Here is a 22,184-nt window from a genome sequence, read left to right on the forward strand (position 1 = left end):
GGAGCCAACCTACAGCCGGGGTTCACCCGGTTGTCGAGCCAAATCCCGCAGCAGCCGCTCCTCCTCGATCCGCCAGTAGCCGTGCTCCTTGCCGTCGAGCAGCAGCACCGGGACCCGGTCGCCGTAGTCGCGCTCCAGCTCGACCGACGAGTCCACGTCGATCTTGGTGTACTGGCCCGGGGCGATCCGGTCCAGCGTCTGCTCGGCCACCTCGCACAGGTGACAGCCGACACGACTGATCAGGGTGAGACGGGACATTCAGAGCTCCCTCTTGCGAACTTTTCCGATCGGCGACCGCGGCAGCTCGGCCACCAGCTCCACGCCGGGCAGCTTGAACCGGGCCAGCCGGGCCGCACAGTGCGCCTGCAACTCGGCCACGCCGGGCGGCGGATCACCCGCGGGCACCACGTAGGCGTACGGCCGCTGACCGGTCCGCGGATCAGGGACGCCGACCACGGCCGACGCGGCCACCCCCGGATGCGCGTCGAGGACACGCTCGATCTCGGCCGGGTAGACGTTGAAACCGTGCACCAGGATCAGCTCGCCGATCCGGTCGACCAGCACCAGGTCGCCGTCGGCGTCGGCGTACGCGATGTCGCCGGTCGCCCACCAGCCGTCCGGGCCGGGACCGTCCCGGCCGTCCGGCCAGTACCCGGAGAACAGGTTCGGGCCGCGGACCACGATCTCGCCCGGGTCGGTGCCGGCCGAGCCCGCCACGTCCTCCTCGAGCGCGGCGGTGCCGTCCCGCCACAACACGGTGCCGCCGCCGGCCCGCAGGATCAGCTCGACACCGGGCAGCGGTCGGCCGATCGAGTCGCTCTTGTCCCGGTCGCCGACCGCGGTCGTGGTCAGCACCGGGGCGGTCTCGGTCAGGCCGTACCCGATCAGGATCGGCCGGCCGGTCCGCTGCCGGAACCGCGCCGCGACCCCGGCCGGCAGCGGAGCCGCGCCGCAGACCGCGGTGCGCACACCGCGCAGCGCCGCCGTGTCCGATTCCGGTGACTGGGTCCAGGCCTGGTACATCCCCGGGACGCCGACCGTGACGGTCGCCCCGTGCCGGGCGACCAGTTCCAGCGAGGCGGCCGCGTCGAAACGTTCGGCGAGCACGCCGGTCGCCGCGTGCCGGGCCACCGAGCCGAGGCCGGTGTTCAGCCCGTAGGCGTGGAAGAAGGGCACCGCCAGCAGCACCACGTCGTCCGGGCCGATCACCGGTGGGTCGATCCGGTCGAGCTGGTCGTGGTTGGCGGCGAGCGCGGCGTGGGTGAGCATCGCGCCCTTCGGGCGCCCGCTCGTGCCCGAGGTGTAGAACAGGACCGCGAGATCTCCGCCGCGAACCACCGGCATTTCTCCGGGTACGCCGTGAGCCGTCGGATTCTGATCAGGTCCGACAACGAGTGCCGCACCCGAGTCGGTGAGGATGTGCCCGCGCTCGTCGGCCGTGTAGCCGGGGTTGACCGGCACCGCGACACGGCCGGCGCGCAACACACCGAAATAGACCGCAGCGAACGTCACCGAGTTACCGAGCACGATGGCGACCCGGTCACCGGGATCGGTGCGCGCCGCTGTCCAGTGCGCCGCGGCGGTGACCATCGCGTCCAGCTCGGACCAGGTCACGACGGCATCATCGCTGATCAGCGCGGTCTGGCCGGGACGACGGGCGGCGGCCTCGGCGACGGGATCGCGGGCGGGTTCCTCCACTTCCTCCACGAGGCCCGAGTCTGGCACAGAGCACACCCGGCCGGGACGCCGGACAGGGCGTCCGATCGCGACCATGCGGTCTCGGTGAGGGTGACGGGAGGATCCGCGCGCCTCTTTTGGTCACTTACGCGGCTTTACTCGGAGCGCACACGGTGTGCGACTCAACGTGTCCAAAGTCGGTGATACTTCCGGTCTGCGTAACAGAATCCACACCAAAGGGTGAGGTCAACCGGCGATTCAGCGGGTTGCCCCACCCCTTTTGTTGTGAGTGACCACCCTCATCCCGAGGAGGCCGCTGTGCCACATGCCGCACCGAATTTCAGTGAATCCACGTCTGGCGGGACGGATTCGCGGTCGTTGGAGGCCCGCCGGGTTGAGGAGGCGAAGTGACTCATGCGTACGCGGGAGACCCGTACCAACGACGGCTCGCACTCCCGGAGAGCCTGAACGGCCTGCGTGAGTCCTTCGACGGAATGATCGTGAACACCATCCGCGGAGACAGCCCCAAACAGGCCGGCAGCCGCCGGCCACCCAACGCTCCACCCGCCGTCGCCTCGCCCAACAGCAGTGGCAACGGCAAGTTCGGCGGGGGCCGGGGCAGCGGCCCCCGCACCCCGGCTCAGCCCACCGCGGGCCAGCGCTCGAACGTGGGCGAGCCGGAGACCGCAGCCGCCGGCGACCACACCGTGGTCCTGCCGACGCAGAGCACCACCGGGCCACCCACCGAGTCGGCACCGCCCAAACACCCGGCACGCCCCGACCCGTCCGACGCGGCCGCCGAGGTGTGGGCGCTGGTCGAACGGGCCCAGGGCGGCGACTCCGAGGCGTTCGGCCTGATCTACGACCGGTACGTCGACACGGTCTTCCGGTTCGTCTACTTCCGGGTCGGCAACCGGCAGCTCGCCGAGGACCTCACCTCGGACACCTTCCTGCGGGCGCTCAAGCGCATCGGCAGCTTCACCTGGCAGGGCCGCGACCTGGGCGCCTGGCTGGTGACCATCGCCCGCAACCTGGTCGCCGACCACTTCAAGTCCGGCCGGTACCGCCTCGAGGTCACCACCGGCGACGTGCTCGACGCCGACCGTGAGGACCGCGGGCCGGAGGGCAGCCCGGAATCGGCGGTCGTCGACCACATCACCAACGTCGCCCTGCTCACCGCGGTCAAGCAGCTCAACCCGGAACAGCAGGAGTGCATCGTGCTGCGATTCCTGCAGGGATTCTCGGTCGCCGAGACCGCCCAGACCATGGGCAAGAACGAAGGTGCGATCAAAGCCCTGCAGTACCGGGCGGTCCGGGCGCTCAACCGGCTCCTACCGGAAGGGTTCCAGTCTTGATCCGGGGCTCTCGGATGTCGATCTCCGATACCCGATGGCACCCTCCGGCACCCGTAACCGGGGCCGCGTGTCGCGCGTTTGTCCGGATGCGACGGGCCGTCCCGTACCGCTCTGTCGCCGACACCGGCCCGCTGGCCGGCGAGACATTCACGAGCGAGGGGAGGTGCCCACGGTGAAGTTCGCCTTTCCGAGCTCGCGGCGCGCCGAGCGCTTCGCGGAACTGATCGACGACGCCCACGGCGCCCGCCGGCACCACACCCGTGGCCCAGCCGACGAGGAGCTCGACCGGCTGGTCGCCATCGGCAACCGCCTCACCGCGACCCGGCCCGGGGCCTCGGTCGATGCGGAGTTCCGCGTCGGCCTGCGGTCCATGCTGGTCGCGGCCGCCGAACGGGAGGGCATCGGCCAGACCGCCGTGCTCGATCCGGATCCGAGCGCCGACTTCACCACCGGCGCCCGCCGGCCGCTGTTCGGCCGGCGGATCCGGGCCCGGGGAGCGATCGTGATCGGCGTGGCCGCCGGCGCGATGGCCGTCTCCGGGATCTCCGCGGCAAGCGAGAGCGCGTCCCCGGGCGACGCCCTCTACGGCGTCAAGCGCTCCACCGAACGCGCCCAGCTGGCGATCGCCGGCTCCGACGTGACCCGGGGTCAGCTCTCACTCGACTTCGCCCGGACCCGGCTGACCGAGGCGCTGGCCATGGCCGGTGACGCCCCGCAGTTCACCGGGGTGCTCGACGACATGGACGCGGACACCCGCAAGGGCGTACGCCTGCTGACCACGTCGTCCGTGGCGCACCGGGACGTCAAACCGCTGATCACGCTCGACGGTTTCGTCGACAACCAGCGCAAGGCGTTCGGCCCGGCCCTGGAACGGCTCGCCCCGGTCAACCGGGAACGGGCGGTCACCTCCCTCGAACTGCTGGAGCAGGTCGGCGAGCGGACCGAGGCACTGCGGATCGGCCTGAGCTGCGACAAGCCCGAGTCGAACGGTTCCGATCAGCTCGGCCCGAAACTGCACGACTGCGCGGGCGGCCCGGCGACCGGTTCCGGCTCGGCGAAGGGTTCCTCGGGCACCGGCAAGACGCAGCAGCGTCCGGCCACCGAGGGCAAGAGCCCCACGCCGAAGCCGGTACGCACCGGGGCCGGCGCGGATCCGGACGCCTCCGGTGACGTGACGACACCGGACGACACCGACGGGACGGTCGGCACCGGGACGGACACGGACCGCCCGGACGTGCGCCCGACCACCGGCAAGGCGACCGTGACCACGGTGCCGCCGACGGCGACGACGGTTCCGACCACGCCTCCGGCGTACGAGGAACCGGCCGAGAAGAGCAACGGCGGGGTGCTGGGCGGGCTGCTCGACGACCTGTTCTAGGTCCGGGGCCCGGCTTCCAGGTTCTGGTTCTCAGCCTGGCTGCTGGTTCTCAGCCCGGCTCTTGGTCTCGGCCTGGTTCCGGTCCTCGGCCCGGTTCCGGTTCCGGTTCCCGGCATGGTTCCCGGTCCACAGAATGGTTCCCGGTCCACAGCATGGCGAGGGGCGGTGCCGTAGTCGTATTCGACTACGGGGCCGCCCCTCAATCGTCACTATAGGACGGTCGATCCGGGCGACCCGAGCAAGTTGCGTCGATCCGTTAGGGACCGAACGGATCCGGCCGCTTCTCCAACAGCTCGTGCAGGCTCGCCTGGATCGTCTCGCGGACCTGATCGGCGAGGTTGTAGACGACCAGCGGGTCGTCGGCGAACTCGGTCAGGTGAGCGGTCGGAATCGGCGGGCAGAACTGGATCAGCCACTTGCTCGGCAACGGCACCAGACCCAGCGGACCGAAGTGCGGGAAGGTCGGGGTCACCGGGAAGTAGGGGATGCCGAGCAGACGGGCCAGCGGCTTCAGGTCGGCGAGGATCGGATAGATCTCCTCGGCGCCGACGATGGCCACCGGCACGATCGGGGTGCCGGTGCGCAGCGCCGCCGAGACGAACCCGCCCCGGCCGAAGCGCTGCAGCTTGTAGCGCTCGGAGAACTTCTTGCCGATCCCCTTGAAGCCCTCGGGGAAGACGCCGACCAGCTGGTTCTCGGTCATCAGGCGTTCCGCGTCCGGGTTGCAGGCCACGGTCGCGCCGGCCGCCCGGGCCAGCTCGCTGAGCAGCGGCAGCCGGAAGACCAGGTCGGCGCCGAGCAGCCGCAGATGCCGGTTGCCCGGGTGCTTGTCGCGCAGGGCGACGGTGAGCATCAGGGCGTCCAGCGCGATCGTGCCGGAGTGGTTGCCGACGACCAGGCCGCCGCCCTCGAGCGGCAGGTGCTCCACACCGAACACCTCGGTGCGGAACCAGTCCCGATAGAGGATCTTGAGCATGGGGTGGAAGACCGTGTCGGTCAGCTCCGGGTCGAACCCGAAGTCGTCCACCCGGTAGTTGCCGGCCAGCCGGCGCCGGATGAAGGACAGGCCGCGGGCGACACGCCGGTCCCAGACGTCCGGGTCCTCGGCGGCGACCGGCGGCGCCTCGGGTTTCTCCGGGATCGGGCGGCGGCCGTTGACGCGCTGCGCCGGAGCCGGTCCCGGAAGCGTGAAATCGGCGTGGCCGGGCAGCATGTCGCGGCGGAACTCGTCCTGACTCACGATGCGTCCTGTCCCGCCGGGGAGGTCTCTGCGGCCGCGCGCACCTTCCGGATCCCGTCCAGGATGGCCCGTTCGGCGGCGACCAGCCGGTCCGCGCTGAGCGTGGAGCCGTCGGCGTGCGCCTGGATGAACTCCTCGAAGGCCGCGGTGGTGGTCCGCGGCGTGAAACCGAACTCCTCGACCAGCCGGCGGGTGTCCACCACCCGGCCGTGCACGAACAGGTCGATCTGGTCCAGGCCGATCTGCTCGACACCCAGGTGGCGCAGCAGGGCGGCACCGGTGGAGAGGGCGGACTCCGGAAGCGGCAGGGCGATCCGGCCGGACCGGCGCACCGCCTGGGAGAGCATCAGCACCCCGGAGCCGGCCACGTTGAAGGTGCCCGGGTGGTCCTCGGTCACCGACCGGTGCAGCACCTCGAGCGCGTCGTCGACGTGCACGAACTGCAGCCGGGCGTCACGGCCCACCACGGTGGGCACGACGGGCTGCACGAAGTAGCGGGTCAGCGACGTCGTCGCGGTCGAGCTGATCATCGGTGCGAACCGCAGCACGGTCGCCGCGACCTCGGGCCGACGACGACGGAACCCGCGGACGTAACCCTCGATGTCGAGGATGTCCCGGGCGAACGGGCCACGCGGCACAGCGCGCGGCTCGGTGTCCTCGGTGAAGACGGCGGGATCGCGGAACGAGGCGCCGTAGGCCGCGGTGGAGGAACGCACCACCAGCTTGCGCAGACGCGGCGCACCCTGGGCGGCCGCGAGCACCTGCATCGTGCCGATGACGTTCTGTTCCTTCATCGCCGCCCGGCCACCGTGCCGCACATCGGGCACGCTGGTGACAGCCATGTGCACGACCGCTTCGGCGCCGAGCTCGGCGATGGCCTCGGTCGCCGCACGCGCGTCGGCCCGGATCCGTTCCACCCCGTCCAGCAGGCCGAGAAGGCCCGGTGGGGGGTCATGCGGATCCAGACCGACGACACGGTCGATGCGAGGATCGGCAGCCAGCCGTGCAGCCACCCGAGCGCCGAGGAAACGGCTCACTCCGGTGACCACGACGACGCTGGGCGGTGAGGTCACCACGGGTGCACCTTTCGATGCCTTGCGACCGTCCGGTCGAACGTTGCGATCCTCAGGCCGGACGAGGCGTCCGGCCTGCCGTCACTTGCCGAGACGGCGACGCTGGACGCGGGTCTTGCGCAGCAGCTTGCGGTGCTTCTTCTTCGCCATACGCTTGCGGCGCTTCTTGACCACGGAGCCCATACGAAAGCCTCTCGAAACCATGTCGGAAGGAACCGGGCACCCGAAGGCGCGGCCGGAACCGAACTGGACGGCACCCGGAAGCGGCGCCACTCGTCCGAGGACGGGGACGGCACACATGAATCCAGGAGCCAACTGGACCAGCGTACCGGCCCGGTCGTGGCGTACCAACACGACCCCGCCGCGGGCGTCCTCAGGCGGTTTGCGAGAACGCTCCGCGCAGATACTCGTGTACCGCATGCTCGGGCACCCGGAACGAACGTCCGACCCGTACAGCGGTGAGGTCACCGCCGTGCACGAGCCGGTAGACGGTCATCTTGGAGACCCGCATGAGCGCGGCCACCTCGGCAACCGTCAGGAACCGGACCTCGGAGAGTCGTTCCTCGGTCGGGGCTGGACCCGTCATCGCGTCGCACCGTTCCTTTCCCAGCCACGAACCGCCGCGGGATGGAGGGTTTCCGGCGCCGCGGCGACGACGTGCGTGTCATCAGAACGGTATCGATACAGCTGTGACCAACGCGATACGTTCCGTGAAATGCCCACAAAAAGTCAAGGCCGACACGCCGGATCTGTGGCCTTTTCGCCCGATTGGGTTACTTTTTGGAGGTCATCGCCCGGGCCGCGAAGCCCACATTCGCCGGACGGTCGGCCAGCCGGCGAACCAGGTACGCATACCAGTGCTCGCCGTACGGCAGGTAGACCCGCACCGTGTTGCCGCCCGCGGCCAGCCGCGTCTGCTCCTCCGGGCGCACCCCGTACATCAGCTGGAACTCGAACTCCCCGGTCGACCGGTCGAACCAACGGGCCCGGTCCTCGGCGATCGCGATCAGCCGGGCGTCGTGGGTCGCCACCATCGGGTAGCCCTCCCCCGACATCAGGATGTTCAGGCAACGCACGAACGACTTGTCCACGTCCAGCGACGACTGGAACGCCACCGACTCCGGCTCGGCATAGGAGCCCTTGCACAACCGCACCCGGGAACCCGCCGCCGACAACTCCCGGCAGTCCCCCTCGGTACGGCGCAGATAGGCCTGCAGCACCGCGCCGGTCGCCGGGAAGTCCTTACGCAGTTCCAGCAACGTCTCCAGGGTCGCGTCCGTCGAACCGTGCTCCTCGGCGTCCAAAGTCACCGCGGTGCCGGCCTCCTCGGCCGCGGCACAGATCGCGCGCGCGTGCTCGTACGCCAGCTTCTCGTCGATCCTCTGCCCCAGAGCCGAGAGTTTGACGCTCACCTCGACCACCGACGACAGACCCGCGTCCCGCACCCGGCCCAGCGCGCCCAGATAGTCGTCGCGGGCCGTCACCGCCTGCTCGATCGTGCGGGTGTCCTCACCCAGCAGATCGAGGCTGACGACCAGGCCGTCGTCGACCAGGGCCCGGCTCGCCACGAGCGCCTCCTCGGCACTGCGGCCGGCGATGAAGCGCCGCACGACATCCTTGCTGACCGGCGCGGACTCGACCAGCCGCTCAAGCCGGGAGGACCCGGCAGCGGCGCGAAAGAGGGATCGGAGCATGGGCCGAGCGTATCGCCCGGACCTGTCACCGAACCCGGCTGCGGCACAGGATTCGCACGTCCCGGGCACCACATACGTGTCCCAGCGAGCCGGGTGCGGCTACCGTTGTCGGGTGAACTTCGATGCGTACGCCCGGACGGCGGTCGACCTCGTCAACGCCGGCCTGGACGATCTCGCCGGTTTGCGTGCCCTGTTCTCCGACGAACAGGCCTACATGCGCGACGAGGTCGTCGAGAAGGACCTCGCCGCCTTCCGCCGCGCCCAACGCCGGCTCCGCGAGGTGTTCGAGCTCGGCACCTCCGGCCGGGACGCCGAGGCGGTCCACGAACTCAACGGTCTGCTGGACGCCAACCCGGTCCAGCCGCGCATCTCCGGGCACGACGCCGGCGACTGGCACATGCACGTCACCAGCCGCGGCTCGACGGTCAGCGCCGAATTCCTGGCCGGGGCGGTCTGGGGACTGTCCGTGTGGCTCTGCGAGTACGGCAGCGCCCGTTTCGGCATCTGCGCCGACGAACGCTGCGGCAATGTCTACCTCGACACGTCGTCGAACAACTGCCGGCGGTTCTGCAGCGAACGCTGCGCCACCCGATCGCACGTCGCCGCGCACCGGGCCCGTAAGCGGGCGGCCACCGCGCTCGCTCCCGCCTGATCGCCGCCGCGCCGGCCCTCGCGTCGTCCATCGCCCCGTCGCGCCGCGACGGGCTCAGCCCTGGGTGATCGCCGTCTCCGCCGGGGTCAGGTGTTTACGGGCGAACTCCAGCGACTCACGCAGATCGGCCTCACGGACCTCACGGCTCGCGGCCTTACGCGTGGCGACCTCCAGCGCCACCGACCCGGTGAAGCCCCGGCCCGCCAGCGACTGCAGCAGCTCGGCACACGGCTGGTTGCCGCGCCCCGGCACCAGGTGCTCGTCCCGGCCCTCGCCGGTGCCGTCACCCAGGTGCACGTGCTTGAGGCCGGCACCCATCCGGTCGGCCATCTCCAGGGCGTCGATGCGCGACGCCGCGCAGTGCGACAGATCCAGCGTGTACGCGTCGAAGCCCGTCTCCGTGGGATCCCAGCCCGGCGTGTACGGCACGAACCAGCGTCCGGCCATCTTCACCGGGAACATGTTCTCCACCGCGAAGGTCAGGTGCGGGTGCCGCCCCTGCACTTTCGCCAGGCCCTCGGCGAAGTTGCGGGCGTAGTCGCGCTGCCAGCTGAACGGCGGGTGCACCACCACCGTCGGCGCGCCGAGCGTCTCGGCCAGCTGGGCGGCCTTGTAGAGCCGCTCCCACGGATCGGAGCTCCACACCCGCTGGGTCACCAGCAGGCAGGGGGCGTGCACCGACAACACCGGCACACCGTAATGATCGGACAGCCCTCGCAGGGCCCCGGCGTCCTGGCTGACGGCGTCGGTCCACACCATGACCTCGAGACCGTCATAGCCGACCGTGGCCGCCATCTCGAACGCCGCCGCCGTCGGCTCCGGGAAGACCGAAGAGCTGGAGAGAAGCACGGGTACGCGGGAACTCACACCGCCAAGCGTAGCCGCGCCGCTCCCGCTGGGATATATCAGCTCTAAACGGTCATGATCCACCAGACCGCGTAGGCTCAGGCCGATGAGCGGCAAGCAACCCACCCCGGAGGTCGCCCTCGACTTCCCTCGGGAATGGATCGAGTTCCTCGACCCCGACGACGAACAGCACCTGATCCGCGCCGACCTGACCTGGCTGCTCTCCCGCTGGACCTGCGTCTTCGGCTCCGCCTGCCACGGCATCGTCCCCGGTCGCGCCCAGGACGGCTGCTGCTCGCACGGCGCCTTCTTCACCGACTCCGACGACGAGAACCGGGTCCGGTCCGCCGCCGCCAAGCTCACCCCGCAGACCTGGCAGCACTACCGCCGCGGCTTCAAGAACTACACCGAGATGGACAGCGTCGACGGCACCAAACCGGCCCGCCGGACCGCCACCCGGTCCGAGGACGGGCCCTGCGTCTTCCTCAACGACGCCGGCTTCCCCGGCGGGGGCGGCTGCGCCCTGCACGCCCAGGCACTGCGCGACGGCGTCCACCCGCTCAAGTACAAACCCGACGTGTGCTGGCAGCTCCCGGTCCGCCGCGAACAGGACTGGGTCACCCGCCCCGACGGCACGAAGATCCTGCTCTCCACGCTCACCGAGTTCGACCGGCGCGGCTGGGGAGCGGGCGGCCACGACCTCGCCTGGTGGTGCACGTCGTCACCGGAGGCCCACGTGGGCGCCGACGCGATGTACATCACCTACGCGCCGGAGCTGACCGAACTGGTGGGCGTCGCGGCGTACACGAGACTCGCCGGGCTCTGCGCGGCCCGGCTGAAATCCGGCCTGATCGCGATCCACCCGGCCACCGCCGCCGCCGAACAGCCCCGGCGCGCCCCACGGCGCACCCTCAGAGGTTCGTGAAAGAGTCGGCGTCCAGGGCGCGCAGGATCTCCGACCGCACCTCCGGGCACTCCTGCCGGCTCTGCGCCTCCAGCATCTCGGCGTCCACGACCGCGTCCCGCTCGGTGTAGAACGCCGAGATCGCGATCACCACCTGCGCCGTCGCCCCCGGCTGCCGGCTCACCGGCAGCACCTCCGACTCCAGGAACGCGCACAGCTCCGCCGACGGCACCGCGGCGGTCGACAGATCGGCCGCCGGCTCCTCCACCCCGGCGGCGTCGCCACTCGGCACCGGCGCCGCCTTCTCCTCCATGGCCTCGGTGCACCCGGCCAGGGCGAACATCACCAGCAACAGACCCGCAGCGGACACCCTCATCGACAACACCCGGCAAACGTAGCGGGCGTCCACAAAAGACCCGCCGAGCGCCCGCTCCGAAGCCGACACACAGCAGGCCCGCACCGAGGTGCGAGCCTGCTCAATACCGTAAATGTCATAAAATGTCAGGGCTCGAACTTGTACCCAAGCCCACGAACGGTGACGATGTAGCGCGGCGCGGAGGGTTCGGGCTCGACCTTGGAGCGCAGGCGCTTCACGTGGACGTCCAGGGTCTTCGTGTCACCGACGTAGTCGGCTCCCCAGACGCGGTCGATCAGCTGGCCGCGGGTGAGGACCCGGCCGGCGTTGCGCAGCAGCAGTTCGAGCAGTTCGAACTCCTTCAGCGGCAGCTGGACGCCGGACCCGTCGACCGTCACGACGTGCCGTTCCACGTCCATCCGGACCGGGCCGGCGGCGAGCGTCGGTGTGGTGACCTCGGCCGCCTCGGTGCCCTGGCGGCGCAGGACGGCACGGATGCGGGCGACGAGTTCCCGGGGCGAGTACGGCTTGGTGACGTAGTCGTCGGCCCCGATCTCCAGGCCCACCACCTTGTCGATCTCGCTGTCGCGGGCGGTGACCATGATGATCGGAACGGCGGAGCGCTGCCGTAGCTGGCGGCACACCTCGGTGCCGGACATCTCCGGCAGCATGAGGTCGAGCAGCACGATGTCGGCACCGGTCCGGTCGAACTGCGTGAGTGCCGACGTGCCGGTCGCAGCGACCGATACCTCGAATCCTTCTTTACGCAGCATGTACGACAGGGCGTCGGAGAACGACTCCTCGTCCTCGACCACGAGCACGCGGGCCAATGAAGTTCCTTCCGTCGTCGGTGGCCGGGTCAGCGCCCGGCCACACCGGACTCGATCTCAATCGTCGTCGGTGACGACGAGGGGGCTTCCGGGGGACGCGCCGGTAGGCGCAGGGTGAACGTAGATCCGTCGCCGAGTTCGCTGGTGACGTCGACGCGGCCGCCGTGGTTGGTGGCGATGTGTTTGACGATGGCCAGGCCGAGGCCGGTGCCGCCGGTGGCACGGGAGCGGGCCTGGTCGGCCCGGTAGAAGCGTTCGAAGACGCGTTCGACGTCCTGGGGACCGATGCCGATGCCCTGGTCGGCGACGTCGATCTCGATCCAGTCCTCGCTCTGTCGCAGGGCCAGGGAGACCTTGGTGTCCTCGCCGGAGTACGCGATGGCGTTCTCGACGAGGTTGGTGACGGCGGTCGCGATCTGGCTGTCGCTGCCGTAGACGGTCGCGCCCTTGGGCCCGTCGTAGACGACCTCGATGCTCTTGGCCGAGGAGGTGGTCCGGGTGCGGTCGATGACTTCGGCGATCACCCAGTCGAGGGAGACCGGTTCGGGGTCGGGCAACGGTTCGGCGCCCTGCAGCCGGCTCAGTTCGAGCAGTTCGGTGACGAGGCGTCCCATCCGGGCCGACTCGTGGTGGATGCGCTCGGCGAAACGGCGGGCGGCGATCAGGTCCTCGGACTGGGCCTCGGGGGCCGAGTCGGGGAGTTGGGTGGCGTCGAGCAGTGCCTCGGCGAGGAGTTGGAGCGCCCCGATCGGGGTCTTGAGTTCGTGGCTGACGTTCGCGACGAAGTCGCGGCGGACGCGGGCGAGGCGGTGGGCCTCGGTGACGTCGGCGGCTTCGACGGCCACGTGGGTGGCGCTGATCGCGACGGCCCGCAGGTGCAGGCCGAGGGGTGCGTGCGCGTTCCCGGCCCGGCCGCGGGGCAGGTCGAGTTCGACCTCGCGGCGGACGCCGGTGCGGCGGACCTGGCCGGCGAGGGTGCGCAGGATGGGATGGGCGGCGATGGTGCCCGGCGCCCCGCCGGACCGGAGCAGGCCCATGGCTCGGGCTGCCGGATTCACCAGTACGGGGTAGTCGTCGGCGTCGAGGACGACGACTCCCACCCGCAGCGAGTCCAGGCTTTTTCGGCCGAGACCTTTGAGGCTGTTCTTGCCTCCCGGGCGATCGTCGTCCGGTTCGATGGCGGTTCTCCCCTCCAGCGACCCGGTCCGGGCGGTTCCGCCCGTACCGCGGAACCGCGCAAAGGTCAGGCCGGCACCCGCCCCGATGGCGAGCGCGGCAGTGACCATGCCTACGGCGTATTCCCACTCCACGCTGCGATCGTAGGGTCATTGTTTACCTGAGCTACAGGGCCAAAGGTACGAATCGGGCGCGCGTCGAATAATGTTCACCACTGCGCCCGGCGTCGTTCACCGCTGTTCATGTTCGCGCCGTGGGGCGCCCATAGCGTGAGCAGCACACACCGGCCGGCACCGGCTAATCGGGCCGGCCCCGAACACCGGGATCACAAACATGCGCGAGGAGTACCAGGCGGACCTGATCGAGGTGAGCCGCCTGCTGGTGACCATGTCCGAGGCGGTGCGTGCCGCGTTGCGCAAGGCGACGTCCGCGCTGCTGACCGCGGACCTCGAGGCCGCGCAGGCGGTGATGGAGCGCGACTCCGAGGTCGACAAGCTGTTCGACCAGGTGGAGCTGAAGGTGGCGGACACCATCGCGCGCCAGGCGCCGGTGGCCTCCGACCTGCGCCGGGTGATCACCGCTCTGCACATCGGGGCGGACCTGGAGCGGATGGGCGACCTGGCCGAGCACGTGGCGAAGACGGCGTCGCGGCGTCACCCGTCGCCCGCGGTGCCGGCCGAGTTGCGGCCGACGTTCAAGGGGATGGCCGAGGTCGCCGACCGGATGGCCGAGAAGATCACCGAGCTGCTGGGCGCTCCCGACGTGGCGGTCGCCGCCACCCTGGAGACCGACGACGACGCGATCGACGACCTCGAACGCGACCTCTTCAAGATCATGCTGGCGGACGACTGGCCGTACGGCGCGGAGACCGCGATCGACGGCGCGCTGCTCGGCCGCTTCTACGAGCGGTACGCCGACCACGCCGTCAACATCGGCGAGCACCTGATCTACCTGATCACCGGTGAGCAGGTGGGCGCGCAGGAGGACTGACTCCGAACCGACGAGGGCCGGGACACCACGGGGGTGTCCCGGCCTCGTCGTCCCGCCGAAGCGGAAAGGTCAGCGCCCCTGGTTCGCCACGGCCGCGGCGGCCTCCTCGGCGGCCTTCGGGTCGAGGTAGGTGCCGCCCTTGGTGACCGGGCGCAGGTCCAGGTCGAGGTCGTAGCGCAGCGGGATGCCGGTCGGGATGTTCAGCTTGGCGATCGCGTCGTCGGAGATCCCGTCCAGGTGCTTCACGATCGCGCGCAGCGAGTTGCCGTGCGCGGCGACCAGCACCGTCTTGCCGGCCCGCAGGTCCGGGACGATCGCGTCGTACCAGTAGGGCAGGGCCCGCTCGAGCACGTCCTTCAGGCACTCCGCCTTCGGCAGGATCTCCGGGGCGAGACCGGCGTACCGGGCGTCGCCGGCCTGGGAGAACTCGGAGCCGTCCTCGATGGGGGGCGGCGGGACGTCGTACGACCGGCGCCAGAGCATGAACTGCTCCTCGCCGTACGTCTCCAGGGTCTGCTTCTTGTCCTTGCCCTGCAGGGCGCCGTAGTGACGCTCGTTGAGGCGCCAGGAGCGCTTCACCGGGATCCAGTGGCGGTCGGTGATGTGCAGGGCGATCTCGCTCGTCCGGATCGCGCGGCGGAGCAGGCTGGTGTGCACCACGTCGGGGAGCACGTTCTGCTCCTTGAGGAGCTCACCGCCGCGGCGGGCCTCGTCCTCACCCTTGGCGTCGAGGTCCACGTCGACCCAGCCGGTGAAGAGGTTCTTGGCATTCCACTCGCTGTTGCCGTGCCGCAGCAGCACCAGGGTTCCAGTCATGACCACATCTTCCCTCGTGGCCGGTCACGCTGTACGGGCCACCCGGCACGTGGCCGCCGCCACATGGAAACCCGGTTGCGCCACCGCCTAGGTTGTAAGGGGAATCAGCACTGAGCATCACTTACCGGGGGTTTCGCGTGCGGGCGTGGTTACAGCAGACGGCCGGTGGGCTGCCGCGGCAGTTCTGGTTCCTCTGGGTGGGCACGCTGATCAACCGGCTCGGCTCGTTCGTGGTGCTGTTCCTGAATCTACCTCACCGTCGACCGGCACTTCACGCAAAGCCAGGCCGGCCTGGTGGTGGGCCTCTACGGTGCGGGCGGTGCGCTCGGCACGATGGCCGGCGGGGTGCTCGCCGACCGCTGGGGCCGCCGGCCGACCATGCTGACCGCCCAGTTCGGCGCGTCCGCGCTGATGCTGGCGCTCGGTTTCGCGCACACCTATGCGCAGATCGCCGTCGTCACGTTCCTGCTGGGCCTGGTGGCCGAGGCGGCCCGCCCGGCGATCTCGGCGATGCTCGTCGACGTGGTGCCCGACCACGACCGGGTCCGGGCGTTCTCGCTGAACTACTGGGCGATCAACCTGGGGTTCGCACTGGCCGCGGTGATCGCCGGGTTCGCCGCCACCCTCGACTACACGTTGCTGTTCGTCGTCGACGCGACCACCACGGCGGTCACCGCGATCATCACGGCGATGTTCCTGGCCGAGACGCAACCGGTCCGGTCCCGCACGGCCGGTCCCGCGGTGCCGCACGGTGGCCTCGGCGCCGCGCTCAAGGACCGGGTCTTCCTGGTCTACCTGGTGCTGACCTTCATGTCGGTGCTGGTCGTCATGCAACACCTGTCCATGCTGCCGCTGAGCATGCTCGCCGACGGCCTGACCGCCTCCACCTACGGCACGGTGATCGCGGTCAACGGCGTCCTGATCGTGGCGGGCCAGTTGTTCGTGCCGCGGCTGATCCAGGGCCGCGACAGCTCCCGGGTGCTGGCGGTGGCCACCCTGCTCATCGGCGCCGGCTTCGGGCTGGTCGCCCTCGCCGAGACCCCCATCGTGTACGGCCTGACCGTGGTCGTCTGGACCCTGGGCGAGATGCTGCAGTCCCCGAGCAACGCCACCACCGTCGCGATGCTGTCCCCGCCGGCGCTCCGGGGGCGTTACCAGGGGCTGAACTCGCTGGCCTGGCAGCTGGGCAGTGCCCTGGCCCCGGTGCTGGGCGGGGCGATCCTGCAACACGGCGGCGACGTGGTGCTGTGGGTGGGCTCGTTCGCGTTGTGCGCCCTGGCCGCCGTGGGTCATCTGCTGGCCGGCCCGGCCCGTGCCCGCCGGTCCGAACAGCGGAACGCGGCGATGCTCCGCGCGGCCGACGACCTCGCGGAGGCCGGTGTCGCGGCCGAGAGAAAGAGTTCTTGATCGACCCCGCGACCCCGGCAACGGAACAGATCGGACGTTATGCCAAAACGCGCCTCGGACCTCGCAAACCGTCCTTTCGTCTCGCGCGAACTGACGGCGGACACACACAAACGGGCAGAACCCACGAAGACCAACAACAGAAAACGCGTGAGCCATTCGATCGACTCACGCGTGAAGATGGTTCAGAAATGAAAGCGCCGGCGGCGGCGGGCGGCACCCATCCCCATAGGCGCCGCCCGCACTAACCGCCGGTCTCGGGTCGCGCCGTCCCCCAACGGCTCATGCCACCCGTCCCCAAACGCCGATCCGCGGCGACCATTGCTGATCCACCCGTTCCCCGAACTGACGGTTCGGCGTCCATCGACCACGCTAGTTGGGGCCGTCAAGCCTCACAACCCGATTTCGTGTCGACATCTGTCTCAACCGTCACATTCCCCAACATCCAACCGATCGGAGGATGCGCCAATCACTCGTCCGGGCTCCCCGGATGGAGCAAATAACCACACTTACCGATCGACGGGAATAGCGAGGGATGCCCGATCTCCGGGAAACCAAACCTCGGACCGTCCTCAGTAGACTAGACGGCTTGCGCAACAGGCCACTTCACCTCGTGTTCACACCCCGGCCCGCACCGGTTCACGATGATCCACATCGGAGCCTCAGAACGTCTGCTATAGGCTGCGGTCGCAGTGATATTGGGGGATGTCTTGGCTCTCGCACTCCGGACGACCGGATTCGTCACCGCGGCCACCCTGGCCGCCACTCTTCTCACCACCTCGCCCGCGCACGCCGCGGTGCCGAGGGTGCACGCGTTCACCGAGAACTTCTATGTCCACGGCATCACCCGGGTGACCTTCGAGGGTTCCTCCGGCGCCGACCTCTCCGACGTCGGCAGCATCCGGCTCCAGGCGAACGGGACCGACGTCGGGACCGACACCGAGGCGCCGTGGGCCGTCGACTGGGACACCACCGGCTACGACGGCGTCACCACGCTGACCACGATCGCCACCGGCGCCGGCGGTTCCACCACGACCTCACGCACCATCGTCGTGGACAACAAGGCACCGACCGGCCTGACCGTCCGTTTCCCGGTGCGGGACGGATACATCGGGCAGGGCGGCACCCTCACCGTCGACGCCACCGACAATCTCAACTCGTTCGGCGGCTCCGAGCTGATCGTCGGCGGCAAAGTCGTCGACAGCCGGGACTCGCCCACCGAGGGCACCCTCGACCTGCGCTGGAAAGCGAAGGTCGCCAACGGGCGCACACCGATGACGGTCCGGGTCCGGGACACCACCGGCAACGTGACGACCCTGAACCGCACGGTCACCGTCGACAACGACAAGCCGGTGATCACCGGAGGGACCAGCGCCGGTGCTGCGGTCCGTGGCACGTTCACGGTCACCCTCAGCGGATATCGGGACGCAAGCCCGCTGAGCAACTACACGGCCACCCTGGACAGCGCGAAACAGAGCTGGGGATACGGCCAGGGCACCGCACGGACGGTCACCGTCGACAGCCGGGACCTGCCGAACGGCAAGTACACGCTCGGTTGGCGGGCCACCGACGCGGCCGGCAACGTGACGGTGCTGAAGCGGTCGCTGACCGTGGACAACAAGGCGCCCACGGTGTCGATCAGCAAGGCGCCGAAGAACAAGGCGACGGTCAAGAAGGCATTCACGGTCACCGCCAAGGCGACCGACACCTACGGCATCGCCAAGGTTCAGCTGCTGGTCAACGGCAAGGTGGTCAAGACCGACAGCAAGGCCGGTTACGCGTTCACGGTGAACCCGAAGAAGTACGGCAAGAAGTTCACCGTGCGGCTCCGGGCATACGACAAGGCGGGCAACGTGAAGTACACGGCCACCCGGACGTACAAGCGTTAGGGCTTGTCCGGATCCGCCATCAGGTGCTTGAAGGCCTGCAGGTTGGCCGTCGATTCGCCGCGTTTGAGGCGCCAGTCCCATTCGCGGCGGATCGACGAACCGAAACCGATCTCCAGCATCGGGTCGAACGACTCGTCCGCGTACGTCAGGACCGACCCGAGCAGACGGTCCAGTTCGTCGGCGTCCAGGCCCTTCAGCGAGACCCGGCCGGTCAGGTAGACGTCACCGGCCGCATCGATGGAGAACGCGACGCCGTACATCCGGGCGTTGCGGCGCAGCAGCCAGGCCCACAGCTCCTCGTGCCGCTCGTCCGGCCGGCGCATCACGAACGCCTCGATCCGCAGCGCATGCCGGCCGACGATCAGGTTGCAGGCCGTCTTCAGTTTGTGGGTGCCGGGGAGCGACACCACGTACGCACCGTCCCCGGTGGACTCCCACTCGAGTTCCCGCTCGGTCAGGACGCTCTCGATCAGGTCGGTCACCATCCGCACGCCGCCCTCTCCACTCGCGCCGCGATCAGCGCCCGGTGCTCGGTCACCGCGTCACGGTAGACCCGCAGGAGGTCATCGGCGGTCCGGTCCCAGGAGAACCTGCTCGCGTGGGCGGCCGCTCCGGCCGACAGCCGGCGCCGGCGGCCTGGTGCGGCGAGCAACTCGGACAGCACCCGCGCCCACGCGGCCGGTTCGTGCCCGTCGACCAGGACACCGCTGATCCCGTCGCGGACCGCGGTGACCAGACCGCCGACGGCGGCCGCCACCACCGGCGTGCCGCAGGCCTGCGCCTCCAGCGCCACCAGCCCGAACGACTCGTTGTAGGACGGCACCGCGACCAGGTCGGCGGTCCGGTAGAGGGCGGCCAGCCCGGCGCCGGTCTGCGGGGGCAGGAACACCACCGAGTCGGCGACCCCGAGTGTGCCGGCCAGTTCGATCAGTGCGGACGGCCGGTCCAGGCCGCTGCCGCTGGGACCGCCGCAGATCACCAGGGTCACGTCCTCGTCGCCGGCCGCCTTCATCTCGGCGAGGGCGGCGATCAGCACGTCGGGCGCCTTGAGCGGCTGGATCCGGCCGACGAAGGCGATCACCGTGCCGTCGGCGGGCAGACCGAACCGGGCCCGGTCCGCGGGGCCGGGCCGGAACCGTTCCAGGTCGACGCCGGGCTGCACCACGCTGACCCGGTCCGGGTCGGCGCCGTAGTAGGTGATCAGGTCCTGTGCCTCGAACCGGGTGTTCGCCACCAGACGGTCCGACTCGGCGATCACCTGTTCCTCACCGATCACCCGGGCCTTGGGTTCCGGACGGTCACCGGCGGCGATGAACCGGTTCTTCACCTTGGCCAGGGTGTGCGCGGTGTGCACGTGCGGCACGCCCCAGCGTTCCCGGGCCAGCCAGCCGACCTGGCCGGAGAGCCAGTAGTGCGAGTGGATCAGGTCGTAGTGGCCCGGCGGGTGCGCCGCCTCGGCCCGCAGCACGCCGGCCGCGAACCCGCAGAGCTGGGCGGGCAACTCCTCCTTGGCCAGACCCTCGAACGGCCCGGAGGTGACATGCCGCACATACACACCGGGGGACATCTCGACCACCGGGGGCAGGCCGCTCGCGGTGGCCCGGGTGAAGATCTCCACCTCGACCCCGCGTTCGGCGAGACGCTTGGCGACCTCGACGATGTAGACGTTCATGCCGCCGGCGTCACCGGTGCCCGGCTGTTCCAGCGGCGACGTGTGCACCGACAGCGTGGCGATCCGCCGCGGAGTGGGCCATCGGCCACCGGCCCGTGGTTCGGCCACCAGGGACCACCTCCGCGTCGCATGAGAAGAGTCGCGTGTGAAAACTTGTTGCTCCAACGTTCATCTTCCCCATCGGCGGCCCCGGAACCACTACGCAGCCGACCGAGGGTGATCCAGGTCATGAGGGAAGATCGGGTCATGAAGAACATCGCAGTGGTGACCGGGGCATCGAGCGGTATCGGTGCCGCCACCGCACGCCGCCTGTCCGCCGAGGGTTTCCACGTCGTGGTCGCGGCCCGGCGCGCCGACCGGCTGGACGCGCTGGTCGAGGAGATCGGGCCGGACGCCACCGCCGTCGCGTGCGACGTCACCTCGGACGAGTCGGTGGCCGCGCTGGCCGCGACGGTGGCGGGACTCGACGGTCCGCTCACCGTGCTGGTCAACAACGCCGGCGGTGCCCGGGGCGTGGACCCGGTGGCCGAGGGCTCGGTCGACGACTGGCAGTGGATGTACGACGTCAACGTCCTGGGCACCCTGCGCGTCACCAAGGCGCTGGTCCCGGCACTCGAGGCGAGCGGCGCCGGCACGATCGTGACGGTCGGCTCGACCGCGGGTTTCATCACCTACGAGGGCGGCGGCGGGTACACCGCGGCCAAACACGCGCTGACCGCCATGGTCGGGACGCTGCGCCTGGAACTGTCCGGCAGGCCGATCCGGGTGATCGAGATCCAGCCGGGCATGGTGCGCACCGACGAGTTCGCCGTCAACCGCTTCAGCGGCGACCGGGACAAGGCCGACGCGGTCTACGCCGGGGTCAAGGAGCCGCTGGTCGCCGACGACGTCGCCGACTGCATCGTGTGGACCGCCACCCGGCCGCAACACGTCAACATCGACCGGATGGTGGTGCGCCCGATCGCCCAGGCCGCCCAGCACAAGGTGCACCGGGAACTCTGACGGTGAAACCGGTCGGCGCGATCACCCGGGGGACGACCAATCCCAACCGGCTGCGCCGTGTCGACAACTTCGTCGCGTACCGCTGCGGGGATCTGCTGAGGGCAGCAAGCGTGCCCCTGGTGGTGGATCTCGGTTACGGTGCCTCGCCGGTGACGGCGGTGGAACTCCGGGCCAGGCTTGCGGACACGGTCCGTGCGGACCTCACGGTGATCGGTCTGGAGATCGATCCGGTACGCGTGACCGCCGCACAACCGTGGGCCGCGGCGCCGCGGCTGCAGTTCCGGCGCGGCGGTTTCGAACTGGCCGGGCTGTCGCCGGTGGTGGTCCGCGCGTTCAACGTGCTCCGGCAGTACCCCGAGGAGGGTGTGCTCGAGGCGTGGCGCAGCATGACCGCCACCGGGGCGTTGCTGGTCGAGGGGACCTGCGACGAACTGGGCCGGATCGCCACCTGGGCGGTCGTCGAGCGGGGCACGCCGCTGACGTTGACGCTGTCCGCCCGGCTTCCGGTGCTGGAGCATCCCGCGGTGTTCGCCGAACGCCTGCCGAAGGCCCTGATCCACCACAACGTGCCAGGCCACCCGGTGTACGAGCTGCTGCGCTCGCTGGGCCGGGCGTGGGAGACCGAGGCGACCCCGTTCGGTCCGCGGCAGCGCTGGCAGGCGACGGTCCGGCGGATGCGCGCCGAGGGGTGGCCGGTGCTCGACGGCCCGGCCCGCTGGCGGCTCGGCGAACTGACCGTCCCCTGGCCGGCCGAGGGTCAGACGTCCTAGCCCTTCTTGCGGTCCAGCACCTCGCGCAGCGCCTGCAGCAGCAGGTCGGCGGTGAACGGCTTCTTGACCAGCAGCGCGTCCGGGCCGACCAGGCCCTTGTCCACGGCGATGTCCTTGGGCAGGCCGGAGATGAAGACCACGCCGAGGTCGGGGCGTACGGCGACCGCGTCGGCGGCGAGGTCGCCGCCGTTCGCGTCCGGCAACGTCAGGTCGACGACCATCACGTCGATCGTGCCGACGTGGTCGCGGCACAGGGCCAGGGTCTCCTGGGAGTCGCCGGCGGTGAGCGTCGCGAATCCGCGGCGCTCCAGTTGCCGGCGCATGATGTCGCGCAGGTCCTCTTCGTCGTCCACGACCAGGACGGTCGGTTTCTCGGCGACCGGCTCCTCGGACATGCGCTCCTCCTCGGGCTGGGGTCGTTCTCACGCTATCGTCGGCGGCCCTCCCGTACGGCACTTTCC

The 22,184-nt window shown here is 70.1% G+C and carries 22 protein-coding genes and 2 pseudogenes; 9 read left to right on the plus strand and 15 right to left on the minus strand.

All coding sequences use genetic code 11. The annotated features are described in order from the left end of the window. Positions 1-9 precede the first annotated feature (9 nt). Together WH85_RS03235 and WH85_RS03240 are read right to left on the minus strand one after the other, a co-directional pair. Entirely contained in the window at positions 10-258 is a 249-nt protein-coding gene (locus WH85_RS03235) for a glutaredoxin family protein (protein WP_045740124.1), read from the minus strand. Beyond that, a complete protein-coding gene (locus WH85_RS03240) occupies positions 259-1,773 on the minus strand; it encodes a class I adenylate-forming enzyme family protein (RefSeq protein ID WP_045740125.1) in 1,515 nt (504 codons plus the stop codon). Positions 1,774-2,171: 398 nt separating this feature from the next. Here WH85_RS03240 and WH85_RS03245 point away from each other — a divergent pair, with 398 nt between their 5' ends. Both WH85_RS03245 and WH85_RS03250 read left to right on the plus strand, forming a co-directional pair. Next, positions 2,172-3,032, plus strand: a complete 861-nt coding sequence (locus tag WH85_RS03245; RefSeq protein WP_425394611.1) for a sigma-70 family RNA polymerase sigma factor — start codon at positions 2,172-2,174, stop codon at positions 3,030-3,032. 163 nt (positions 3,033-3,195) lie between these two features. Continuing rightward, a pseudogene (locus WH85_RS03250) lies at positions 3,196-4,068 on the plus strand (DUF5667 domain-containing protein); the annotation flags it as partial. Between the two features lie 598 nt (positions 4,069-4,666). Here WH85_RS03250 and WH85_RS03255 read toward each other — a convergent pair. The 5 genes from WH85_RS03255 to WH85_RS03270 all read right to left on the minus strand — a co-directional run bounded on the left by WH85_RS03255 (position 4,667) and on the right by WH85_RS03270 (position 8,417). Further along, positions 4,667-5,650 (minus strand): lysophospholipid acyltransferase family protein, encoded by a 984-nt coding sequence (locus WH85_RS03255; protein ID WP_083448753.1) that lies wholly within the window; start codon positions 5,648-5,650, stop codon positions 4,667-4,669. After that, positions 5,647-6,726, minus strand: coding sequence for an NAD-dependent epimerase/dehydratase family protein (locus tag WH85_RS03260; RefSeq protein ID WP_045740127.1), 1,080 nt, complete (start codon positions 6,724-6,726; stop codon positions 5,647-5,649). Before WH85_RS03260 ends, WH85_RS03255 begins: the two co-directional genes overlap by 4 nt. Before the next feature lie 78 nt (positions 6,727-6,804). Continuing rightward, positions 6,805-6,906 (minus strand): 30S ribosomal protein bS22, encoded by a 102-nt coding sequence (locus tag WH85_RS48415; protein ID WP_007465623.1) that lies wholly within the window; start codon positions 6,904-6,906, stop codon positions 6,805-6,807. A gap of 190 nt (positions 6,907-7,096) precedes the next feature. Further along, positions 7,097-7,309: a helix-turn-helix domain-containing protein gene (locus WH85_RS03265; RefSeq protein WP_045740128.1), complete on the minus strand. Its 213-nt coding sequence runs from the start codon at positions 7,307-7,309 to the stop codon at positions 7,097-7,099. A 187-nt stretch (positions 7,310-7,496) separates the two neighbouring features. Further along, on the minus strand, positions 7,497-8,417 hold the full coding sequence (locus tag WH85_RS03270) for a proline dehydrogenase family protein (RefSeq protein WP_045740129.1): 921 nt from the start codon (positions 8,415-8,417) through the stop codon (positions 7,497-7,499). Between the two features lie 112 nt (positions 8,418-8,529). On the opposite strand from WH85_RS03270, the gene WH85_RS03275 reads away from it, so the two are divergent. After that, positions 8,530-9,069, plus strand: a complete 540-nt coding sequence (locus tag WH85_RS03275) for a CGNR zinc finger domain-containing protein (protein WP_045740130.1) — start codon at positions 8,530-8,532, stop codon at positions 9,067-9,069. A 54-nt stretch (positions 9,070-9,123) separates the two neighbouring features. Here the strand turns inward: WH85_RS03275 and WH85_RS03280 are convergent, their stop codons facing one another. Then, a complete protein-coding gene (locus WH85_RS03280) occupies positions 9,124-9,936 on the minus strand; it encodes a sugar phosphate isomerase/epimerase family protein (protein WP_045740131.1) in 813 nt (270 codons plus the stop codon). 85 nt (positions 9,937-10,021) lie between these two features. On the opposite strand from WH85_RS03280, the gene WH85_RS03285 reads away from it, so the two are divergent. Then, on the plus strand, positions 10,022-10,840 hold the full coding sequence (locus tag WH85_RS03285; protein WP_045740132.1) for a DUF3109 family protein: 819 nt from the start codon (positions 10,022-10,024) through the stop codon (positions 10,838-10,840). Here WH85_RS03285 and WH85_RS03290 read toward each other — a convergent pair. From WH85_RS03290 to WH85_RS03300, 3 genes are all read right to left on the minus strand, one after another. Then, positions 10,827-11,195, minus strand: a complete 369-nt coding sequence (locus WH85_RS03290; protein ID WP_157410713.1) for a hypothetical protein — start codon at positions 11,193-11,195, stop codon at positions 10,827-10,829. The genes WH85_RS03285 and WH85_RS03290 overlap by 14 nt on opposite strands. Before the next feature lie 125 nt (positions 11,196-11,320). After that, entirely contained in the window at positions 11,321-12,004 is a 684-nt protein-coding gene (locus WH85_RS03295) for a response regulator transcription factor (protein ID WP_045740134.1), read from the minus strand. Positions 12,005-12,033: 29 nt separating this feature from the next. Beyond that, entirely contained in the window at positions 12,034-13,314 is a 1,281-nt protein-coding gene (locus WH85_RS03300) for a sensor histidine kinase (protein WP_045740135.1), read from the minus strand. Positions 13,315-13,513: 199 nt separating this feature from the next. Here WH85_RS03300 and phoU point away from each other — a divergent pair, with 199 nt between their 5' ends. Further along, positions 13,514-14,170, plus strand: coding sequence for a phosphate signaling complex protein PhoU (phoU, locus tag WH85_RS03305; protein ID WP_045740136.1), 657 nt, complete (start codon positions 13,514-13,516; stop codon positions 14,168-14,170). Between the two features lie 69 nt (positions 14,171-14,239). Here phoU and WH85_RS03310 read toward each other — a convergent pair whose 3' ends face one another. After that, complete coding sequence (locus WH85_RS03310) at positions 14,240-14,986, minus strand: phosphoglyceromutase (RefSeq protein ID WP_045740137.1); 747 nt, start codon at positions 14,984-14,986, stop codon at positions 14,240-14,242. Between the two features lie 137 nt (positions 14,987-15,123). Between WH85_RS03310 and WH85_RS03315 the strand changes: the two are divergent. Both WH85_RS03315 and WH85_RS03320 read left to right on the plus strand, forming a co-directional pair. Further along, positions 15,124-16,393: pseudogene (locus WH85_RS03315) on the plus strand (MDR family MFS transporter). A 707-nt stretch (positions 16,394-17,100) separates the two neighbouring features. Beyond that, positions 17,101-18,279: an Ig-like domain-containing protein gene (locus WH85_RS03320; RefSeq protein WP_045740138.1), complete on the plus strand. Its 1,179-nt coding sequence runs from the start codon at positions 17,101-17,103 to the stop codon at positions 18,277-18,279. Here the strand turns inward: WH85_RS03320 and WH85_RS03325 are convergent. Both WH85_RS03325 and mshA read right to left on the minus strand, forming a co-directional pair. Continuing rightward, entirely contained in the window at positions 18,276-18,764 is a 489-nt protein-coding gene (locus WH85_RS03325) for a type III secretion system chaperone family protein (RefSeq protein ID WP_045740227.1), read from the minus strand. The two genes, WH85_RS03320 and WH85_RS03325, sit on opposite strands and share 4 nt — an antisense overlap. After that, on the minus strand, positions 18,758-20,059 hold the full coding sequence (gene mshA / locus WH85_RS03330; protein WP_245673799.1) for a D-inositol-3-phosphate glycosyltransferase: 1,302 nt from the start codon (positions 20,057-20,059) through the stop codon (positions 18,758-18,760). Before mshA ends, WH85_RS03325 begins: the two co-directional genes overlap by 7 nt. A 138-nt stretch (positions 20,060-20,197) precedes the next feature. Here mshA and WH85_RS03335 point away from each other — a divergent pair, with 138 nt between their 5' ends. Together WH85_RS03335 and WH85_RS03340 are read left to right on the plus strand one after the other, a co-directional pair. Beyond that, positions 20,198-20,953 carry an SDR family oxidoreductase gene (locus tag WH85_RS03335; RefSeq protein ID WP_045740139.1) on the plus strand — a complete coding sequence of 252 codons (756 nt, stop codon included), beginning with the start codon at positions 20,198-20,200 and terminating at the stop codon, positions 20,951-20,953. A gap of 2 nt (positions 20,954-20,955) precedes the next feature. Beyond that, complete coding sequence (locus WH85_RS03340) at positions 20,956-21,723, plus strand: hypothetical protein (protein WP_045740140.1); 768 nt, start codon at positions 20,956-20,958, stop codon at positions 21,721-21,723. Here WH85_RS03340 and WH85_RS03345 read toward each other — a convergent pair. Then, on the minus strand, positions 21,720-22,118 hold the full coding sequence (locus WH85_RS03345) for a response regulator (protein WP_045740141.1): 399 nt from the start codon (positions 22,116-22,118) through the stop codon (positions 21,720-21,722). The two genes, WH85_RS03340 and WH85_RS03345, sit on opposite strands and share 4 nt — an antisense overlap. Between the last annotated feature and the right edge of the window lie 66 nt (positions 22,119-22,184).

Origin of the sequence: Actinoplanes rectilineatus, assembly GCF_000962825.1 — a bacterium.
Classification (GTDB): Bacteria; Actinomycetota; Actinomycetes; order Mycobacteriales; family Micromonosporaceae; genus Actinoplanes; species Actinoplanes rectilineatus.